15 protein-coding genes and 1 pseudogene are annotated in these 18,885 nt (G+C 70.9%); 11 read left to right on the forward strand and 5 right to left on the reverse strand.

Going from position 1 to position 18,885, the window contains the following annotated elements; translation table 11 throughout:
* The first annotated feature begins 74 nt into the window (after positions 1-74).
* From ACIREI_RS17065 to ACIREI_RS17080, 4 genes are all read left to right on the forward strand, one after another.
* Complete coding sequence (locus ACIREI_RS17065) at positions 75-839, forward strand: IclR family transcriptional regulator (protein WP_403333354.1); 765 nt, start codon at positions 75-77, stop codon at positions 837-839.
* 321 nt (positions 840-1,160) lie between these two features.
* Complete coding sequence (locus ACIREI_RS17070; RefSeq protein ID WP_403333356.1) at positions 1,161-1,955, forward strand: MIP/aquaporin family protein; 795 nt, start codon at positions 1,161-1,163, stop codon at positions 1,953-1,955.
* 97 nt (positions 1,956-2,052) lie between these two features.
* Positions 2,053-3,594: a glycerol kinase GlpK gene (gene glpK / locus ACIREI_RS17075; RefSeq protein WP_403333358.1), complete on the forward strand. Its 1,542-nt coding sequence runs from the start codon at positions 2,053-2,055 to the stop codon at positions 3,592-3,594.
* Between the two features lie 53 nt (positions 3,595-3,647).
* On the forward strand, positions 3,648-5,264 hold the full coding sequence (locus ACIREI_RS17080; protein WP_403333360.1) for an FAD-dependent oxidoreductase: 1,617 nt from the start codon (positions 3,648-3,650) through the stop codon (positions 5,262-5,264).
* Positions 5,265-5,501: 237 nt separating this feature from the next.
* On the opposite strand, the gene mtnK is transcribed toward ACIREI_RS17080, so the two are convergent.
* The 4 genes from mtnK to ACIREI_RS17100 all read right to left on the reverse strand — a co-directional run bounded on the left by mtnK (position 5,502) and on the right by ACIREI_RS17100 (position 10,463).
* Positions 5,502-6,674 carry an S-methyl-5-thioribose kinase gene (mtnK, locus tag ACIREI_RS17085; RefSeq protein WP_403333362.1) on the reverse strand — a complete coding sequence of 391 codons (1,173 nt, stop codon included), beginning with the start codon at positions 6,672-6,674 and terminating at the stop codon, positions 5,502-5,504.
* Positions 6,675-6,696: 22 nt separating this feature from the next.
* Entirely contained in the window at positions 6,697-7,743 is a 1,047-nt protein-coding gene (locus tag ACIREI_RS17090) for an ABC transporter permease (RefSeq protein ID WP_403333364.1), read from the reverse strand.
* A gap of 94 nt (positions 7,744-7,837) precedes the next feature.
* Positions 7,838-9,379: a sugar ABC transporter ATP-binding protein gene (locus ACIREI_RS17095; protein WP_403333366.1), complete on the reverse strand. Its 1,542-nt coding sequence runs from the start codon at positions 9,377-9,379 to the stop codon at positions 7,838-7,840.
* Positions 9,366-10,463 (reverse strand): substrate-binding domain-containing protein, encoded by a 1,098-nt coding sequence (locus ACIREI_RS17100; protein ID WP_403333368.1) that lies wholly within the window; start codon positions 10,461-10,463, stop codon positions 9,366-9,368. The genes ACIREI_RS17095 and ACIREI_RS17100 overlap by 14 nt, the downstream gene beginning before the upstream one ends.
* A gap of 613 nt (positions 10,464-11,076) precedes the next feature.
* Between ACIREI_RS17100 and ACIREI_RS17105 the strand changes: the two genes are divergently transcribed.
* From ACIREI_RS17105 to mtnB, 3 genes are read left to right on the forward strand one after another with little or no spacing between them, the layout of a single operon-like run.
* Entirely contained in the window at positions 11,077-11,676 is a 600-nt protein-coding gene (locus ACIREI_RS17105) for a 1,2-dihydroxy-3-keto-5-methylthiopentene dioxygenase (protein ID WP_403333370.1), read from the forward strand.
* The gene (gene mtnC, locus ACIREI_RS17110) at positions 11,673-12,407 is read left to right on the forward strand and encodes an acireductone synthase (protein ID WP_403333372.1); all 735 of its coding nucleotides are present in this window, start codon (positions 11,673-11,675) and stop codon (positions 12,405-12,407) included. The genes ACIREI_RS17105 and mtnC overlap by 4 nt, the downstream gene beginning before the upstream one ends.
* Positions 12,404-13,012: a methylthioribulose 1-phosphate dehydratase gene (mtnB, locus tag ACIREI_RS17115; protein ID WP_403333374.1), complete on the forward strand. Its 609-nt coding sequence runs from the start codon at positions 12,404-12,406 to the stop codon at positions 13,010-13,012. Before mtnC ends, mtnB begins: the two co-directional genes overlap by 4 nt.
* 42 nt (positions 13,013-13,054) lie before the next feature.
* On the opposite strand, the gene mtnA is transcribed toward mtnB, so the two are convergent.
* Positions 13,055-14,086, reverse strand: coding sequence for an S-methyl-5-thioribose-1-phosphate isomerase (mtnA, locus tag ACIREI_RS17120; RefSeq protein WP_403333697.1), 1,032 nt, complete (start codon positions 14,084-14,086; stop codon positions 13,055-13,057).
* A gap of 339 nt (positions 14,087-14,425) precedes the next feature.
* Here mtnA and ACIREI_RS17125 point away from each other — a divergent pair, with 339 nt between their 5' ends.
* The 4 genes and pseudogenes from ACIREI_RS17125 (at position 14,426) to ACIREI_RS17140 (ending at position 18,880) form a co-directional block, all read left to right on the forward strand.
* Complete coding sequence (locus ACIREI_RS17125) at positions 14,426-15,478, forward strand: BMP family ABC transporter substrate-binding protein (RefSeq protein WP_403333376.1); 1,053 nt, start codon at positions 14,426-14,428, stop codon at positions 15,476-15,478.
* Complete coding sequence (locus ACIREI_RS17130) at positions 15,459-16,985, forward strand: ABC transporter ATP-binding protein (RefSeq protein ID WP_403333378.1); 1,527 nt, start codon at positions 15,459-15,461, stop codon at positions 16,983-16,985. The genes ACIREI_RS17125 and ACIREI_RS17130 overlap by 20 nt, the downstream gene beginning before the upstream one ends.
* Before the next feature lies 1 nt (position 16,986).
* Positions 16,987-18,014, forward strand: a pseudogene (locus tag ACIREI_RS17135) (ABC transporter permease).
* Positions 18,014-18,880: an ABC transporter permease gene (locus ACIREI_RS17140; protein WP_403333380.1), complete on the forward strand. Its 867-nt coding sequence runs from the start codon at positions 18,014-18,016 to the stop codon at positions 18,878-18,880. The pseudogene ACIREI_RS17135 and the gene ACIREI_RS17140 overlap by 1 nt, the downstream one beginning before the upstream one ends.
* Positions 18,881-18,885 lie beyond the last annotated feature (5 nt).

Here is an 18,885-nt window from a genome sequence, read left to right on the forward strand (position 1 = left end):
AGTGTTCGACATTGCCGAACAGCGGCAGCGACGTCGCATGGTCGACGCTCGAAGGGGACGGAGGCAGTACGGCGATGGCACGGAACATCCAGTCGCTCGAACGGGCGGCCGCGATGCTGCGGCTCCTCGCGGGCGGTGAGCGGCGGCTCGGCCTCTCGGACATCGCCTCATCGCTGGGCCTCGCCAAGGGCACCGCCCACGGAATCCTGCGCACGCTCCAGCAGGAGGGCTTCGTCGAGCAGGACGACGCCTCCGGGCGCTACCAGCTGGGCGCCGAGCTGCTGCGCCTGGGCACCACCTATCTGGACGTGCACGAGCTGCGCGCGCGTGCCCTGGTGTGGACGGACGACCTGGCCCGCTCCAGCGGGGAGAGCGTCTACCTGGGCGTTCTGCACCAGCAGGGCGTGCTGATCGTGCACCACGTCTTCCGGCCCGATGACAGCAGGCAAGTGCTGGAGATCGGGGCCATGCAGCCGCTGCACTCCACGGCCCTGGGCAAGGTCCTGTCGGCGTACGACCCGGTCGCGCACAGCGAGGCGATCGAGGCCGACCGCAAGGCCTTCACGGACCGGACCGTGTGCGAGCTGGACGGATTCGAGCACATCCTCGACATGACACGCGCGCGTGGGTACGCGGCCGACGTCGAGGAGACCTGGGAGGGCGTCGCCTCCGTCGCCGCCCCCATCCACGACCGGCGCCGTATGCCGGTCGGGTCGGTGGGCATCACGGGCGCCGTGGAGCGGCTGTGCCGGGACGGCGAGCTGCGGCCCGAGCTGATCGCGGCGGTACGGGACTGCGCCCGCGCGGTGTCGCGGGACCTGGGCGCCGGGCGGTTCTGAGCGCCCGCACGGGGTGAATGTGGCTGCCGGGACGTCGTAGGACGTTCCGGCCTTCGTCATGCCCCGCCCCCTCCATCTCCATGTCGATAAATCAACACAACCGACAACGATCGCGCATTCGACGACACAGCTCTTGACGCACATACGACGCCGAGGCAAGACTCCCGTCCATCGGTCGGCATTGTCGAACACCTACCGGCAATACGCGCTAGAGTGTGACAACGCCAAGGGCCGGCATCGCTCTCACCCCCGAGGGCAACGCGAACCACCGGAGGGACCCGGGGTTCGGCTTCCCCTGGACGAAGGACAAAGGAGTCGCGGGTGTCCAGCTCCGACATCTTCATCGGCGAGACCATCGGTACCGCCATACTCATCCTGCTCGGCGGCGGCGTCTGCGCCGCTGTCACGCTGAAGGCCTCCAAGGCTCGTAACGCCGGCTGGCTCGCCATCACCTTCGGGTGGGGCTTCGCGGTACTCACGGCGGTCTACACCTCGGCGCCCCTGTCCGGCGCCCACCTGAACCCGGCCGTGACCGTCGCACTCGCGATCAAGGACAACGACTGGAGCAACGTTCCGACGTACTTCGCCGGACAGCTGCTCGGCGCCATGATCGGTGCGGCCCTGGTCTGGGTCGCCTACTACGGCCAGTTCCACGCCCACCTCACCGACAGGGAGATCGTCGGCGGTCCGGGCGCGCAGGCCACGACGGCCAAGGCCGTGGAGGCCCAGGAGAAGGGCGCCGGCCCGGTCCTGGGCATCTTCTCCACCGGTCCCGAGATCCGGAACGCGGTGCAGAACCTCCTCACTGAGATCATCGGCGCCGTCGTGCTGGTGCTCGCGGTCCTCACCCAGGGCCTGAACGACAGCGGCAAGGGCCTGGGCACCCTGGGTGCCCTGATCACCGCGCTCGTGGTCGTCTCGATCGGTCTGTCCCTCGGCGGTCCGACCGGCTACGCGATCAACCCGGCCCGTGACCTCGGTCCGCGCATTGTCCACGCCCTTCTCCCCCTGCCCAACAAGGGCGGTTCCGACTGGGGCTACGCCTGGATCCCGGTGGTCGGCCCGCTCATCGGCGGCGCCATCGCGGCAGGCATCTACAACGTCGCCTTCGCTTAGGAGCACCGATCTTCACCCGTTCGGGTGAGGAGTGCCGAAACTCTCAGCGCGCGCCGTACGTAAAGCCCCATAACCACGGAACTTCCAGGAGCACACAGTGACCGACGCCCACACCGCCGGCCCCTTCATCGCCGCCATCGACCAGGGCACCACCTCGTCCCGCTGCATCGTCTTCGACCGCGACGGCCGTATCGTCTCCGTCGACCAGAAGGAGCACGAGCAGATCTTCCCGAAGCCGGGCTGGGTCGAGCACAACGCCACCGAGATCTGGACCAACGTCCAGGAGGTCGTCGCCGGAGCCATCGCGAAGGCCGGCATCACCCGCGACGACATCAAGGCCATCGGCATCACCAACCAGCGCGAGACCACCGTGCTGTGGGACAAGAACACCGGTGAGCCCGTCCACAACGCCATCGTCTGGCAGGACACCCGCACCGACGCGCTCTGCAAGGAGCTCGGCCGCAATGTCGGCCAGGACCGCTTCCGCCGTGAGACCGGCCTTCCCCTCGCCTCCTACTTCGCCGGTCCCAAGGCCCGCTGGCTGCTGGACAACGTCGAGGGCCTCAAGGAGCGCGCCGAGGCCGGCGACATCCTCTTCGGCACCATGGACACCTGGGTCATCTGGAACCTGACCGGCGGTGTCGACGGCGGCAAGCACGTCACCGACGTCACCAACGCCTCCCGCACCATGCTGATGAACCTCCACACCATGGAGTGGGACGAGAAGATCGCCGAGTCGATCGGCGTGCCGCTGCAGATCCTGCCCGAGATCCGCTCCTCCGCCGAGGTCTACGGCGAGGTCACCGGCGGCAAGCTGGGCGACCTGCTCGGCGGCATCCCGGTCGCCTCCGCGCTCGGTGACCAGCAGGCGGCCCTGTTCGGCCAGACCTGCTTCTCCGAGGGCGAGGTCAAGTCGACGTACGGCACCGGCACCTTCATGGTGATGAACACCGGTGAGAAGATCATCAACTCGTACGCGGGTCTGCTGACCACGGTCGGCTACAAGATCGGCGGCCAGCCGACGGTCTACGCCCTCGAGGGCTCGATCGCCGTCACGGGTTCCCTGGTGCAGTGGATGCGCGACCAGATGGGCCTGATCTCCACCGCCGCCGAGATCGAGACGCTCGCGCTCTCGGTCGAGGACAACGGCGGCGCCTACTTCGTGCCGGCCTTCTCCGGCCTGTTCGCCCCGCACTGGCGCTCCGACGCCCGCGGTGTGATCGCCGGCCTCACCCGGTACGTCACCAAGGCGCACCTCGCGCGTGCCGTTCTGGAGGCCACCGCCTGGCAGACGCGGGAGATCGCCGACGCCATGGTCAAGGACTCCGGCGACGAGCTGGTGGCGCTCAAGGTCGACGGCGGCATGACCGCCAACAACCTGCTGATGCAGACGCTCTCCGACGTCCTGGACGCCCCCGTGGTGCGCCCCATGGTCGCCGAGACCACCTGCCTCGGTGCCGCCTACGCCGCCGGTCTCGCCGTCGGCTTCTGGAACAGCACCGACGACCTGCGCGCCAACTGGCGCCGGGCCGCCGAGTGGACCCCCCGCATGGACGCGGAGACCCGCGACCGTGAGTACAAGAACTGGCTCAAGGCCGTCGAGCGGACCATGGGCTGGCTCGAGGACGACGAGAGCTGACGAGAGCCGACGAAGGCTCCGACGCGAGCTCTGATGAGGAGTAAGAACCCGAAATGACCAGTCAGTCCACCCTGCAGTCCGTGCCTGCCCTCGGTACGCGCCCGGCCTCCGGCTCCAACCCGAGCCGCGCCGAGACCCGGGAGCAGCTCGCCAAGGCGTCGTACGACCTTCTCGTGATCGGCGGCGGCATCCTGGGCATCTCCACCGCCTGGCACGCCGCGCAGTCCGGCCTGCGGGTGGCTCTGGTCGACGCCGGCGACTTCGCCGGCGCCACCTCGTCCGCCTCCTCCAAGCTGCTCCACGGCGGTCTGCGCTACCTGCAGACCGGCGCGGTGAAGCTGGTGGCGGAGAACCACTTCGAGCGCCGTGCGGTCTCCCGCCAGGTGGCACCTCACCTGGCGAACCCGCTCACGTTCTACCTCCCCGTGTACAAGGGCGGGCCGCACGGCGCCGCGAAGCTCGGGGCGGGCGTCTTCGCCTACTCCGCGCTCTCCGCGTTCGGTGACGGAGTGGGACACCTGCTGAGCCCGGCCAAGGCCGCGCAGGACGTGCCCGAGCTGCGCACCGAGAACCTCAAGGCCGTGGCCGTGTACGGCGACGACCAGATGAACGACGCGCGCATGGCGCTGATGACGGTCCGCGGGGCCGTCGAGGCGGGCGCCGTCGTGCTCAACCACGCCGAGGTCACCGGCCTGCGCTTCACCAAGGGCCGGGTGACGGGCGCGGAGCTGCGCGACCGCCTCTCCGGCGACGAGTTCGGTGTGAGCGCCCGCCTGGTGCTCAACGCGACCGGCCCGTGGGTCGATCACCTGCGCAAGATGGAGGACCCGAATGCCGCGCCGTCGATCCGTCTGTCGAAGGGCGCGCATCTGGTCCTGAAGCGGACCTCGCCGTGGAAGGCGGCGCTCGCGACCCCGATCGACAAGTACCGCATCACCTTCGCCCTGCCCTGGGAGGACATGCTCCTGCTGGGCACCACGGACGAGGAGTTCGAGGGCGACCCGGCGGACGTCGCGGTCAACGACAAGGACATAGCCCAGATCCTGGACGAGGCCGCGTTCTCCATCCGGGACCAGCAGCTCGACCGCGACCTCATCACGTACGCCTTCGCGGGTCTGCGCGTGCTGCCGGGCGGCCCCGGTGACACGGCGAAGGCCAAGCGCGAGACCGTGGTGACCGAGGGCAAGGGCGGCATGCTGTCCGTCGCGGGCGGCAAGTGGACCACCTTCCGGCACATCGGCCGTACGGTCATGCAGAAGCTCCAGGCGCTGCCGGGCCACCCGCTGGGCGACGACTTCGAGCCGATCGCCTCGCTGCCGAAGAAGCTGCCGCTGCCGGGCATCGCCAACCCGCGCGCGGTCGCCCACCGTCTGCTGACCGACCGTCCGGCGCCCGGCCCGCGCATGGCGGCCGACACGGCGAAGCACCTGGCGACGCACTACGGTTCGCTGGCCTTCGACATCGCCCGCATCGCCAACGAGAACCCGGAGCTGGGCGAGCGCGTCCACCCGGACGCCCCGGAGATCTGGGCCCAGGTCGTCTACGCCCGCGACAACGAGTGGGCGCAGACGCAGGACGACGTGCTGCGCCGCCGTACGACGCTGACGATCCGTGGTCTGGCCACGGACGATATCCGGGCGAAGGTGCAGGACCTGCTCGACAAGAAGTAAGCCTCGGAGGCGTCGAGGGAGGTTTTCGCCGGATGAGCCTCCCTCGGCGCCAGGTCCGGCCACTCCCCTGACCAGGCCGGACCGCACGAGGGCGGCCCCGTTTCTTCCGCACCGGGGCCGGCCATCACCGGAAGGGGCGGCTCCACGCCGATGGAGCCGCCCCTTTCGCATGCCCTGCGGTCAGTGCCGGGCTTCACGTGCCCAGCTGTCAGGAGCGGACACGCACCTGACGTGCGTTCAGGCCGGCGACTCCACGACCGCCCGTACGGCGACGGGGTCCGGCAGCTCTGCGCGTCGCACGATCAGTTCACGCCCCAGCAGCAGCGCCCGCCGGGACGCCGGTACCGGGTCCGGCAGGGTCGTCAGGTCCGTCAGATGGGCGAAGCCGATGATGCGGCGGACGATTTCCGTGCCGGCGTAGCCGAGGGACTCGGTCCACACGCGGCGCAGGAAGCGGTCGAGGTAGGCGTCGTCGAAGAAGGTGTCGACGCGGGTCGGCCACAGGCGGCGGAACTCCGTCTCGAACGCCTCCCAGGACAGGCGGAGTTGGTCCGCGTGGTCGGACAGCGTGCCGAGCGCCCGTGCCCGCTCCTCGGACACCAGGACGTTGGCCCAGTACAGGCCCAGGTCGTAGCCGACGGGTCCCACGAAGGAGAACTCGGGGTCGAAGACCCGTACCACGTGGGCGCCTTCGCGCTCGCCGACCATGACGCTGCCGGTGTGCAGGTCACCGTGGAGAAGGGCCTGGGCGCTGGTCATGAAGGTGTGGCGGAGGTCGGCGACCTCGGTGCGCAGCCGGGCGTCGGCGCGGAACTCGGCCGCCAGGTCGTCCAGGCCCTCGTGCCAGTGGTTGTGCTCGTGCTCGATGTACGGCTCGGACAGGACCACATCCTCGGTGATCTTGCAGAGCTCCGGGCTGACCGAGGCCGCGATGAGCGCCTTGCGGTCGGCCGACTCCATGCCGAAGTCGCTGGTCGCGAAGGCGAGCTGGGCCACGAACTCGCCGATGCGGGCGGAGGTGCGGGGGCCGTACGGCTCGCCCTCGTTCAGGCGGGTGCGCAGGACCTCCAGGTCGGACATGTCCTCCATGACGAGGGCGTAGTTCTCGGGGTCGTAGCCGTGGATCGCCGGGATCTTGTCCGGGGCGACCTTCGCCACCTGGTCGTACGCACGGGCCTCGGCGTCGGCACGGTCGGGGTTCATCGGCCAGGAGGGGCCGGCGACCCGGACCCAGGGCAGGGCCTGCTTGACAGCGAGGCTGCGGGTGCCGTCGGCCGAGGACGCGAGGAACACGCGGTTCATGTTGCCGTCCGACACCTCGCGCACGCGGATGTCGGTGGCGTCGTCCCAGTGGCCCCGCTCGCGCAGGTAGCCGGGGATGTCGTCGGTCTCCAGGATGCGGTAGCCCATCGTGGGAACTCCTCGAACTTCCTTATGCGGTACGGCGCTTGGACAGGGTGAAGCTGAAGACCAGGGCGAGGATGAGGACCGCGCCCTCGACGACGTCCTGGGTGTAGTACGGCAGGCCCTTGATGGTCAGTCCGGTGGTGATGATGCCGATCAGGACGGCGCCGAGGGCCGTGCCCCAGACGTTGGGGCGGCCGCGGCCCAGGACGGAGGTGCCGACGAGGGCCACCGCGACCGCCTCCAGCAGCTGCGAGGTGCCGGCACTCACGTCGCCCTGGCCGATGCGGGACGCCAGGATCAGGCCGCCGATCGAGGCGAGGACGCCGGACAGGACGTAGGCGAGCGCACGGTAGGCGCCGACGCGGATGCCCGCCAGGCGGGAGGCCTCGGGGTTGGCGCCGATGGCGTACAGGACGCGGCCCCAGCGGGTGCGGGCGAGGAAGACCCAGGCGGCGATCGTCAGGCCGCCGAAGATCAGCACGGAGAGGGGGATGCCGAGGACCGTGCCGCGGTCGATGCGCAGGAAGCCGTCGGTGAACCTGCCGGGGGCCGTGGTGCCGTCGTCCAGGGTCATGCCGGGGGTGATGGACTGGCCGTCGACCAGGATGAGCTTGCTGCCCTGGATCACGAACATGGTGCCGAGGGTGGCGAGCATGTCGGGGATCTTCAGTACGACGATGAGGAGCGCGTTGAGCAGGCCCGCGAGGGCGCCCGCCGCGAGGACCGCGATGATCGCGATCGTGCCGATCTGGTTGTAGACGACCATCGTCTGGGCGGCGACCGAGACGCCGAGGCCCGCCACCGCGCCGACGGACATGTCCATTCCGCCGACGGCCATGGTGAGGGTGACGCCGAGGCCGAGGATCGCGGCGACCGAGACGTACCGGAGGGTGTCGAGGAGGGTCGCCGACTCACGGAAGGAGCCCTCGCTCAGCGCGAAGTACAGGAACAGCGCGACGGTGACGAAGATGAAGCCGTACTTGATGACGGCGTTCTGGACGCGTACGGCCGTGCTGGTGGCGGGCGGGATCGCCGCCTTCACCGGGACCTCGGTGCTCTGCTGGGTGGTCATGGGGTGCTGCTTCCTTCGGGCGTACGAGGCCTACGAGGGGTACGGGGCATACGGGGCCTGCGAGGCGTACGAGGCCTACGGCCGACGGGCGGCATCAGACCGACGCCGAGATCGTCTGGATCACGCGATCGCGTTCCACGTCCTCGCCGTGGGCGTCGAGGTGGACCTCCCCGGCGGCGAGCACCACGACCCGGTCGGCGATCTCGAGGATCTCGTCGACGTCGGCGGAGAGGACGAGAACCGCGGCGCCCTCGGCGGCCAGCGCGCGGGCGCGGCGGCCGATGTCCCGTCGAGCGCCGATGTCCACGCCTCGGAACGGTTCGTCCAGGATCAGGACGCGGGGGGTTTCGGCGAGCCAGCGGCCGACGACGACCTTCTGCTGGTTGCCGCCGGACAGTTCCTCGACGGTGCTGTGCTCGTCGCGGGCGACGACGCCGAGGGCGGCGATGGTGTCGCGGCCGAGGGCGTCCTCCTTGGAACGCCGGACGAGTCCGGCCCGGGAGAGCGACTTCAGGAACGGCAGTGAGATGTTCTGGGCGAGCGACCAGCCGGGGACGAGTGCGTCCGCGTGCCGGTCCTCGGGCACCAGGTGGACGCCGTTGCGGATGGCGTCGGCAGGGCGGCGGGGCTGGTACGCCTTGCCGTCCAGCACGACCGCGCCCGCCAGGAAGGGCTCGGCGCCGAACAGGCCTCGGGCCAGCTCGGTCTTGCCCGCACCCAACAGGCCCACGACGCCGGTGACTTCGCCGGTGCGCAGGTCGAGGTCCAGGGGTGTGCCGCCCTCGAAGAGGCGGACGCCGCGCAGCGACAGGGCCACCTCGCCCTCGGCCCCTTCCCGGACCGGGCGGGCGGTCGTCGCCTCCTGCGCCTGGGCCAGCATCGCGCGCAGGGCGGCGTCCCAGTCGAACGGCTTGGCCTGGTCCTCGGTGAGACGGCCGTCCCGCAGGACGACCAGGCGGTCGGCCAGGGCGTCGATCTCGCCGAGGCGGTGGGAGACGTAGAGCACCGCGATGCCGTCGTCCCGCATCCTCTCGACGAGCGTGAAGAGGCGCTCGGCCTCGGCGGCGGACAGGGCGGACGTCGGCTCGTCGAGGATGAGCAGACGGGGGCGGGTGGCCAGGGCGCGCGCGAGGATGAGCAACTGGCGGTCGGAGATGCCGAGTTCGGTGACGTCGCGGCGCAACAGGGAGTCGCTCCAGTCCAGGCCCAGGCCGGCCTGGATCTCTCGGGCGCGGGCCAGCAGCCTGTTCCCGTTGAGGAAGGGGTTGCCGCGGCTCTGCGCCAGCTCCTCGAAGACGAGGTTCTCGGCGACCGTGAGGCCGGGCACGATGCCCTCGCCGATGCGCTGGTGCACGGTCTGGATGCCCAACTGCCGTGCGGCGAGGGGCGACTGGAGAGCGGCGGGCTCCCCGGCGACCCGCACTTGCCCGCTGTGGTCCGCGTGCACGCCCGACAGGATCTTGATCAGCGTGGACTTGCCTGCGCCGTTCGCGCCGAGCAGCGCGACGACGCTGCCCGGTGCGATGTCGAGGGAGACGGAGGCGAGGACCGTCTTGCCGCCGAAGGACTTGCCGACGTCCCGGAGGCTGACCGCGGGGGCGGGGTCAAGGAGTTCGGAAGGCTCAGTGGGCGACATTGGGGATCCAGTCCGCGGTGCTGACCTTGGCGAGGTTCAGCGCGGGCAGCGCCTCCCGCAGCTGGTCCATGTTCTCGATCTTCTTCTCGCGCAGGAAGTCCTGGGTGATGGCGACGGCCGGGAACTCGACGGAGGACTTGCCCAGTTGACCGGCCAGCTCCAGGGCGGTCGTACGCACGACGGCGGCGCCGACGGCCGACGGGTCGGTGCCCGCGGTGGCGACCCAGGGGCTGTTGTCCGCGGTCATGTTCTGGATGTCGGCGTTGGAGACGTCCGCGCCGAAGACCTTCACCCTGTCCTGGAGCTTCTTGTTCTGGACGGCGAGGACGGTGCCCTTGGCGAGTTCGTCGTACGGGGCGAAGATGCCGGTGACGTCGGGGTGCTGGGTGAGCGCGGCGGACACCAGCGGCACATTGTCGGTGGCCGTGGAGTCGGTCACCTTGCCGACCTTGAACCGCTGCTTCCAGCCCTGGGCGTCGACCGTCGACTTCCAGACGCTGTCGCGCTTGTCGAGGGCGGCGTATCCGGCGACGTTGACGTAGCCGACCTCGGCGTTCTTGCCGAGTTCCTTCGCCATCACGTCGAGGACGGCCTGCGCCATGCTCGCGTCGTTCTGCCTGGTGCTGACGACGCCCTTGGTGGCGCTCTCGACGTCGTAGACGACGACCTTGATGCCCTTCTTCACGGCCTTGTCGATCTCCGGCTGGAGGGTGGCCGGAAAGCCGTGGTCGACGATGATGGCCTGCGCGCCGGAGTTGATGGCCGAGGACAGGTCGGTGGCCTGCTTGGCGTTGTCGGCCTGGGCGTCGTACACGGTCAGGTCGATCCCGAGGGCCTTGGCCTGTGCCTTGGCTCCGTTGCCCCACTGCTCGAAGTAGTCGCCGGCGCCGCTCTGCCGGACCAGGGCCACCTTGACGGTGCCCTTGCTGAAGGGGGCGGGCTCGGCGCCGGTCGCCGCGGCGGCCGACGCGGCGGTGTTGCCGGAGGTCTTGGAGGCGTCCGTGGACTGCGAGCAGCCCGCGAGGAGCAGGGCGGAGACGGAGGCGAGGGAGAGCGCGGCGAGGGGAAGGCGGACGCGGGACATGACGGGGCTCCAGGTGCGGGGAGAGGATGCGGAGTTGCTCGGCCCGGAGCTGGGACACGAAGGCGCCACCGGCCGTTGCGCGGCGCGGCCGGCCGTTTGCGCGGCACCCGACCGCCGATGAGCGGCCACCACCGGCCGGCGCACCGCTGGGCGAGTGCGGCAGCCCGCGGAAAGCGGGCGTGCGGGAGCTCCGGATGAGGTCAGCGACAGCTGGCTGTGGTCGACCGGAGCAAGTCCACGTACAGCCGCCGCACGAGCAGCAGCGTCTTCATACGGAGATCATGGGAACGATTTCAGCCACCCGTCAAAGCGATGGAAGCGGTTTCTCAGCACGTGAGACAACGACTTCGTCACACGGGGTTGACGCTTCGACGGAGTCCTGACGGAGTTACGATCACGGGACCGGCACCCCGAACCGGCACGGTGAGGCCCTGATGACGACTCTTCGCGCGACAGCGATGCGCATGCCCCGCATGCGGTGCTGTCCTGGCGCGATGTGTCGCGGCTGACCGGCACCGACCGGCTTTCCCGCCCGCTGCGCCCTTCCTCACCTCCCCCTCCGGGTGCTTGTCTCGGTACCCGGATTCCCCTTCCAGTTCCAGGAGTTGCACCCATGACCCTGCTGACGACCTGGCCCGAGTCCGGACCTCAGACCCTGATCCGCCGCACCTCGGACCCCGCCGAGATCGCCGCGGCCCTGAAGCCGCTGGGCGTGCGCTACGAGCAGTGGCCGATCCGCGAGGACGTGCCGTTCGACGCGGACAGCGACACGGTGTTCGCGGCGTACGGCCCGGAGATCGACCGGCTCAACGCCGAGGAGGGCTTCACCACCGTCGACGTCCTGGGCCTGCACCCCAGCGACGACCCGGAGTTCCCGGCGAAGGCGAAGGCCGCGCGCGAGAAGTTCCTGCAGGAGCACACGCACGACGACGATGACGAGGTCCGCTTCTTCGTCTCCGGCTCCGGCATCTTCTACCTCCACGTGAACGGCGAGGTGCACGCCGTCTTCTGCGAGAAGGGCGACCTGCTCGGCGTGCCGCGCGGCACCACGCACTGGTTCGACATGGGCACGAAGCCGTCCTTCACCGCGATCCGCTTCTTCCACGAGGAGGACGGCTGGATCGGCAACTTCACCGGTTCCGCCATCGCCTCCCGCTTCCCGGACTACGACACGATCGCGGCCGGCTACGAGGCCGACAGGGCCGCCGCGTGAGCGTGCGGGACCTGCGGTTCGACGTGGACGCCGTGGTGCTCGACATCGAGGGCACCACCAGCGCCACCGGGTTCGTCGTCGACGTGCTGTACCCGTACTCGCGCTCGCGGTTCGGCGCGCTGCTCACCGGGCGCGGCGACGACCCTGAGGTGGCGCGGGCGGTCGCGCAGGTGCGGGAGCTGGCGGGAGAGCCGGACGCCGACGCCGTACGCGTCGAGAAGATCCTCAACACCTGGCTGGACGAGGACCGCAAGGCCACCCCGCTGAAGACCCTCCAGGGCATCATCTGGTCCGAGGGCTTCGCCCGCGGTGACCTCGTGTCGCACTTCTACGACGACGTCCTCCCGCGGCTGCGCGCCTGGCACTCGGCGGGAGTACGGCTGTACGTCTACTCCTCGGGGTCGGTGGCCGCCCAGCGGGCGTGGTTCAGCAACAGCCCGGAGGGCGACCTGACGTCCCTCGTCTGCGGTCTGTACGACACCGAGAACGCGGGCCCCAAGCAGGAGCCGGAGTCCTACCGCCGCATCGCGGAGTCGACCGGCATCGAGCCCGCCCGTCTCCTCTTCCTCTCCGACCGCCCCGGCGAGCTGGACGCGGCCCGCGCGGCGGACTGGTGGGCGGTCGGTGTCCGGCGGCCCGGGGAGCCGTACTACGAGCAGGGCGTCGGCGACCACGCGCAGGCGGGGACGTTCGACGAGATCACCATCACCACTTCCGGGAGCAGCACGTGACCACCGAGATCAGCCAACTCGACCTGGAGGAGGCGGGCGCGGTGCTGGCCGCCGAGTCCGCCCGGTTCGCGTCCTTCGGCTGGATGCGGGGCACCTCGGGCAACCTGTCCGTGGTGCTGTCCCGCGACCCGCTGCGGCTCGCGGTCACGGCCAGCGGGCACGACAAGGGCGAACTGACGCCCGCGGACGTGGTGCTGGTCGACGGGCAGGGCGCCGCGGTGCGGGGCGGCAAGCCGTCCGCCGAGGCCGAACTGCACGCGCGTGTGGCCGCGCTGACCGGCGCCGGGGCCGTGGTCCACGTCCACACGGTCGCGTCCGTGGCGATGGGCCGCCGTGCGCCCGGCGGCATCGTCTTCAAGGACCTGGAGATGCTCAAGGGCGTCGGCCAGCCCGCCCACGACGTCGAGGTGACCCTGCCGGTCATCGCCAACAGCCAGGACATGAAGGTCCTCGGCGACCGCCTGGAGGCCGCGCGCGATCCTCGCATGCCCGCGGTGGTCGTGGCCGGACACGGGCTGTACGTGTGGGGCGACAACCCGCGCCAGGCCCGGCACCACACCGAAGTGGTGGAGTGGCTGCTGGAGTTGGAGCTGTCCCAGCGCTGACACCAGGGAAGGGATCCCCGAGGCCGGGGATCCCTTCTTCGGCTACTTCAGGTGGTCAGCGGGCAGCTGGCCGGAAGCCACTTCCAGCACGCCCCGCTCGGTCACCAGTCCCGTCACCAGGCGCCCCGGGGTGACGTCGAACGCCGGGTTGTGGCCGCGCGACCCGGCCGGAGCCGTCCGTAGGCCGCCCCACTCCAGCACCTCGTCCTCGCCCCGGAGTTCGATGTGGATGTCGTCGCCGGTCTTCGTGGCCAGGTCGACGGTGGTCGTGGGCGCCGCCACCAGGAACGGGATCCCGGCGTCGGCGCAGGCCAGGGCCACGCCCACGGTGCCGACCTTGTTCGCGGTGTCGCCGTTGGCGGCGATCCGGTCGGCGCCGACGACCGCCGCGTCGACCTCGCCGCGCAGGATGGTGCCGGCCGCGGCCCCGTCGGCCTGGACGTAGTGCGGGATGCCTTCCTGGACCAGCTCCCAGGCGGTCAGGCGGGATCCCTGGAGCAGCGGGCGCGTCTCGTCGGCGTACACGACCTCCAGCCGCCCGCGCGCGTGCAGTTCGCGGATGACGCCGAGTGCCGTGCCCCAGCCGGTCGTGGCGAGCGCGCCGGTGTTGCAGTGGGTGAGGACGCGCAACGGCCGGTCCGCGCCGACGCGTTCGAGCAGCCAGTCGGCGCCGTAGGCGCCCATGGCGCGGTTGGCCTCGACGTCCTCGCGCTGGACGGCGGCGGCCTCCTCCAGCACGGCGTCGAGGCCCTCGTCGAAGCGGGTCATGACGCGGTCCACGCACACCATGAGGTTGACGGCGGTGGGCCGGGCCTCACGGACTCGGGCCACGGCCGCGCGCACCTCGTCGGCCGGCCAGCCCTCCCGCTCCCCCTGGAGCAGCGCGAGCGCGACGCCGTAGGCCCCGGCGGCGCCGATCGCGGGCGCGCCGCGCACGACGAGCCGCCGGATCGCGTCGACCAGGGTGTCCACGTCACGGACGTCCATCGTCTCGGTGCGGTGCGGGAGCACGGTCTGGTCGATCAGCGCGAGGCTGGTTCCGGTCCAGTGGACGGCACGCAATTCCTCGGCCATGGGCCGCACTTCCTGGGACATAAGGGGACACTCCTGCTGCTCCTGTGGGTGTCCGTCACCGTACATGACCTCGAAGAACCACAGTTCGAGACAGTTGAGCGGATGTCCGAACATCAGGTGTACAGTCCAGCCACCCGCGCAGCCCGCAGGCCGAGACGAGGAGGACGAGTGCTGCTCACCAAGCGCCGCTTCCTGGACTTCGGCCGCTGCGCCGGCGACGGCTGTCCCCGCTGAACCGCCCCCACCTCAGCCTCTCTTCCCGTCGCCCGCTCTCACCGCACGCGTTCACCGCCGAGCGCGCCTTGCCGTTCCCCGGAAGGCTTCCCGGAAGGTCCCTCGATGCCCCGCAGACTCCGCCGTACCCTGCAACTCGCCGCCACCACCGCGCTCGTGGTCACCGCGGCCACCGCCTGCAACGCCGCTGCCAAGAACGAGGCATCCGACAGCGCGAGCGGCGGCAGCGGCAAGACCTTCACCCTTGTCACCCCGGACGCCGTCGGCCAGAACGAGTTCCTGAAGCTCGCCGTCAGCGGCATCAAGGACGCGGCGAAGCGGCACGACGGATCGCAGAAGGTCTACGAGTCCACGGACACCGCCTCCCAGCAGCAGAACGTGCAGGCCGCCGTCGAGGCCCAGCCGGACGTCATCGTGCTGGTCGGCTTCGAGTTCGCCGACCTCGTCGCCCAGCAGGCCGAGAAGAACCCGAAGCAGCAGTTCCTGATCGTCGACGCCTGCACGACGAAGACGTACGAGAACGTCAGCTGCGCCGTCTTCCGCGAGCACGAGGGCGTCTACCTCGCGGGCGCCGAGGCGGGCCTGCTCAGCAAGTCCGGCAAGGTCGGCGCGGTCGACGTCCTCGACACGCCCCAGTTCCGGCGCTACAGCGACCCGTTCGCGGCCGGCGCCAAGAAGGTCGCCGCCAAGACGGAGACCTCGACGCGCTTCGTGGGCGGACAGTCCCCCTTCGACGACTCGGCCCGTGCCAAGGAGCAGGCGAACACCCTGCTCTCCAAGGGCTACGACCAGATCATGGCGGCCGCGGCGGCCGGCAACTACGGCGTCTTCGAGGCGGCGAAGGCCAAGGGCGCGTTCGCGTACGGCGTCGACGTCAACCAGTGCGTCTCGGCGCCCGGCACGGTCGTCGACAACGTGATCAAGCGCACGGACGTCGCCGTGGACAAGGGCATCGACGCCGTCCTCGCCGGAAAGACGGGCACGACCGTCTCGTACGGCCTGAAGGAGGGCGGCATCAGCCTGACGGGTCTTGAGGACGGTGTGGAGTCGTCGAAGTGCGTGATCGCCGACCACAAGGACGTCCTGAAGAAGGTCGAGGCGCTGCGCGACCAGATCGTGGCCGGGAAGCTGACGGTAGATGACCCCGCCGCGAGCTGAACCGGCCGTCGAGCTCCGGGGAATCACCAAACGGTTCCCCGGCACGCTCGCCAACGACGCCGTCGACCTGACCGTCCACCGCGGTGAGATCCACGCGCTCATGGGCGAGAACGGCGCGGGCAAGTCGACGCTCATGTCGATCCTGTACGGCATGGAGCGCGCCGACGCCGGGACCGTCCGGATCGACGGGCAGGCCGTCGAGCACGGCTTCGGCAGCCCGTCCGACGCCATGGCCGCCGGGCTCGGCATGGTCCACCAGAGCTTCAAGCTGTTCGACGCGCTGACGGTCGCCGAGAACGTGGTGTACGCCGCCGAGCCGCGCCGCTTCGGCCTGGTGGACCGGGCCGCGGCCCGCCGCCGGGTGAGTGAACTCGCCGAGGAGCATGGGCTGTTCGTCGATCCGGACGCCCGGGTCGGGGACCTGCCGGTCGGCGTGCGTCAGCGCGTGGAGATCCTCAAGCTGCTGCACCGGGGCGCCCGCACGCTCATCCTCGACGAGCCGACCGCCGTGCTCACGCCGGCCGAGGCGGACGCCCTGTTCGCGGTGCTCAAGTCGCTGGCCGCCGAGGGCCGCACGGTGATCCTTGTCACGCACAAGCTGCGCGAGGTGCTGGAGGGCAGCGACCGCGTGACCGTCCTGCGGGACGGCCGGGTCGTGGCCCGGCTGGTCACGGCGGAGACCTCCGCCGACGAGATCGCCGCCGCGATGACCGGCCGCGCGGTGGAACTGGACCGTATCCACGCGCCGGGCACGCCGGGTGACGTGGTCCTGGAGGCGTCCGGCCTCGCCACCGACGCCGTGCACGACGTCGGTCTGACCGTCCGCGCCGGGGAGATCGTCGGTATCGCGGGCGTCGCGGGCAACGGGCAGAGCGAGCTGGTCGAGGCACTGGCCGGACTGCGGCCGGTCACGGCCGGGCAAGTGACGCTCCAGGGCGAGGAGATCACCCATGCCTCCGCCACCGAACGCCGCCTCAAGGGGCTGGCGTACGTCCCCGAGGACCGCCACGCGGTCGGTACGGCGCCGGCGGCATCGGTCGCGGACAACCTCGCGATGGGCCACCACCGTACGTCCCTGTCCTCCCGCGGCCTGCTGCCGCCCGCGGCCGTCCGCGCCCACGCCCGGCGTCTCATGGAGCGCTTCGGCATCAAGGCGTCCGCCCCCGAGGTGCCCGCCTCCGCGCTGTCCGGCGGCAACCTCCAGAAGCTGCTGATCGGCCGCGAACTCGCCCATGACGCGCCGCTGTTGCTCGTCGAGCAGCCGACGCGCGGCGTGGACATCGGGGCGATCCAGAACATCCACGACCAGCTGATCGCCTACCGCGACGCCGGTCACGCCGTGCTCCTCGTCTCGGCCGAGCTGAGCGAGATCCGGGGGCTCGCGGACCGGGTGCTGGTGATGTACGAGGGCCGGATCACGGCGGCGTACGACAAGAGCGAGGCGGACGAGCGGACGCTGGGCCTCGCCATGGCCGGCGGCACCGCCGCCGTGGAGGCCGTCGACTGACATGAACGACCGGATGTCCGGAGCCCTGCGCTCCCCCGTCACCTTCTCCGTGCTCGCGGGCGTCGTCATCGGCGCGCTCTTCCTCGTCGGCACCGGCGCGGACCCGCTCACGGCCTACGAGGCGGTCCTGACCGGCGCGCTCGGCGCCGACGGCATCGGCTCGACCCTCACCACCGCCACCAGCGTGCTCGGCATGGCGCTGGCGCTGGCGATCCCGCTGCGCGCCCGGCTCATCAACCTGGGCGGCGACGGACAGATGGTGCTCGGCGGCATCACCGCGGCCGTGACCGGCCTGTACTCGCCGCTGCCCGCGCCCCTGACCGTCGTCCTCGCCCTTCTCTCCGGCATGGCGGCCGGCGCCGCCTACGCGGCCCTCGCCGCCCTGTGCGAGAACCACCTCGGCGTCCCGCTGCTGGTCAGCAGCCTGCTGCTGAGCTACCCGGCGGTGTCGCTCGCCTCCTACCTGGCCCGCTACCCGCTCAAGGAGCCCGGCTCCAGCCTCCCGCAGACCCGGGCGATGCCCGACGGGGTGGCACTGCCCGCGTTCGGCGACTCGACCGTGACCGTCGGGCTGGTGCTCGTCGCCCTCGCGGCGGCCGCGTACTGGTTCACGGATCGGCGCACCGCCGTCGGGTACGAGATACGCATGACGGGCCTCAACGCGCGCTTCTCGGCGTACGCCGGGGCCTGACCCTGAAGTTGATGTCCGTCTCCGGCGCGCTCGCCGGACTCGTGGGCGCCATCGGGGTGTTGAGCTTCCCGTACCGCTTCGTCGACGGCTCGCTCACCGCTCCCGGCTACACCTGGACGGGCCTCACCGCCGCGCTGCTGGCGATGGCGGCCCCGGTCGGCACGGTGGTCTCCGCGTTCTTCTTCGCGGTCCTCCAGGTCGGCGGGCTCGCGATGGAGCGGACGACCGAGGTGCCGCGCGAGCTGACGCAGGTGCTCCAGGCGATCGTGATCGTGTTCCTCGCGGCCCGGCTGCGCTTCCCCGGCCGCCGGCCGGGCCGCCGTAAGGAGGCGGTGTGATGTTCCTCGACTCCGATCTGCTGATGTCGGCGCTGCGCGCGCTCACCCCGATCCTGCTGGCCGCGCTCGGCGGCGCGATCTGCGAGCGGGCGGGCGTGTTCAACATCGGCCTCGAAGGCATGATGCTGATGGGCTGCTTCACGGCGGTGGCCACCAGCTGGTTCACCGGCAGCGCCTGGCTCGGCGTGCCGGCGGCGGCCCTCGCGGCGGCCGCGTACTCGCTGATCCTGGCCGTGGGCGCGGTGACGCTGCGCGGGGACGCGGTCGTTCTCGGCGTGGCCATGAACCTGCTGGCCGTCGGCCTGACCGGGTTCCTGCTGCGTACCGTCTTCGGCGTCCAGGGCACTTTTGACGACCCGTCACTCGCCGGGCTCCCGCTGATCGGCGGCTTCACCCCGCTGACATATCTGTCGTGGGCGGCGGTCGCGGTGGCCGCGGTACTGCTGTCCCGGCATGTGTGGGGGCTGCGGCTGCGCGGGCTCGGCGAGGCCCCGGACGCGGCGGCGACGCTCGGGGTGAGCCCGGCCGGGTACAAGTACGGGGCGATCCTGCTCTCCGGCGTCCTGTGCGGGCTGGCCGGTGCCCAACTCGCCCTCGGCAACGTCACCTTGTTCACCGAGAACATGACCGCGGGCCGCGGCTGGATCGCCGTCGTCGCCGTCATGCTCGGCCGCGCCGCCCCGGTCGGCGTCCTGCTCGCCGCCCTGCTGTTCGGCCTCGCGGAGGCGGCCGGCTTCCGCTTCCAGGGCCTCGGTCTGCCGCAGCAGGCGACCGACGCCGCGCCGTACGTCGTCACGCTCGGCGCCCTGTTCCTCACGACGGCCCGCCGCCGTCGCCGTATCCGCCCTTCCGGAGCCGCCTCATGACCCAG

The sequence above is a fragment of the Streptomyces sp. NPDC093591 genome (assembly GCF_044764885.1).
In the GTDB taxonomy this organism is placed as follows: Bacteria; Actinomycetota; Actinomycetes; order Streptomycetales; family Streptomycetaceae; genus Streptomyces.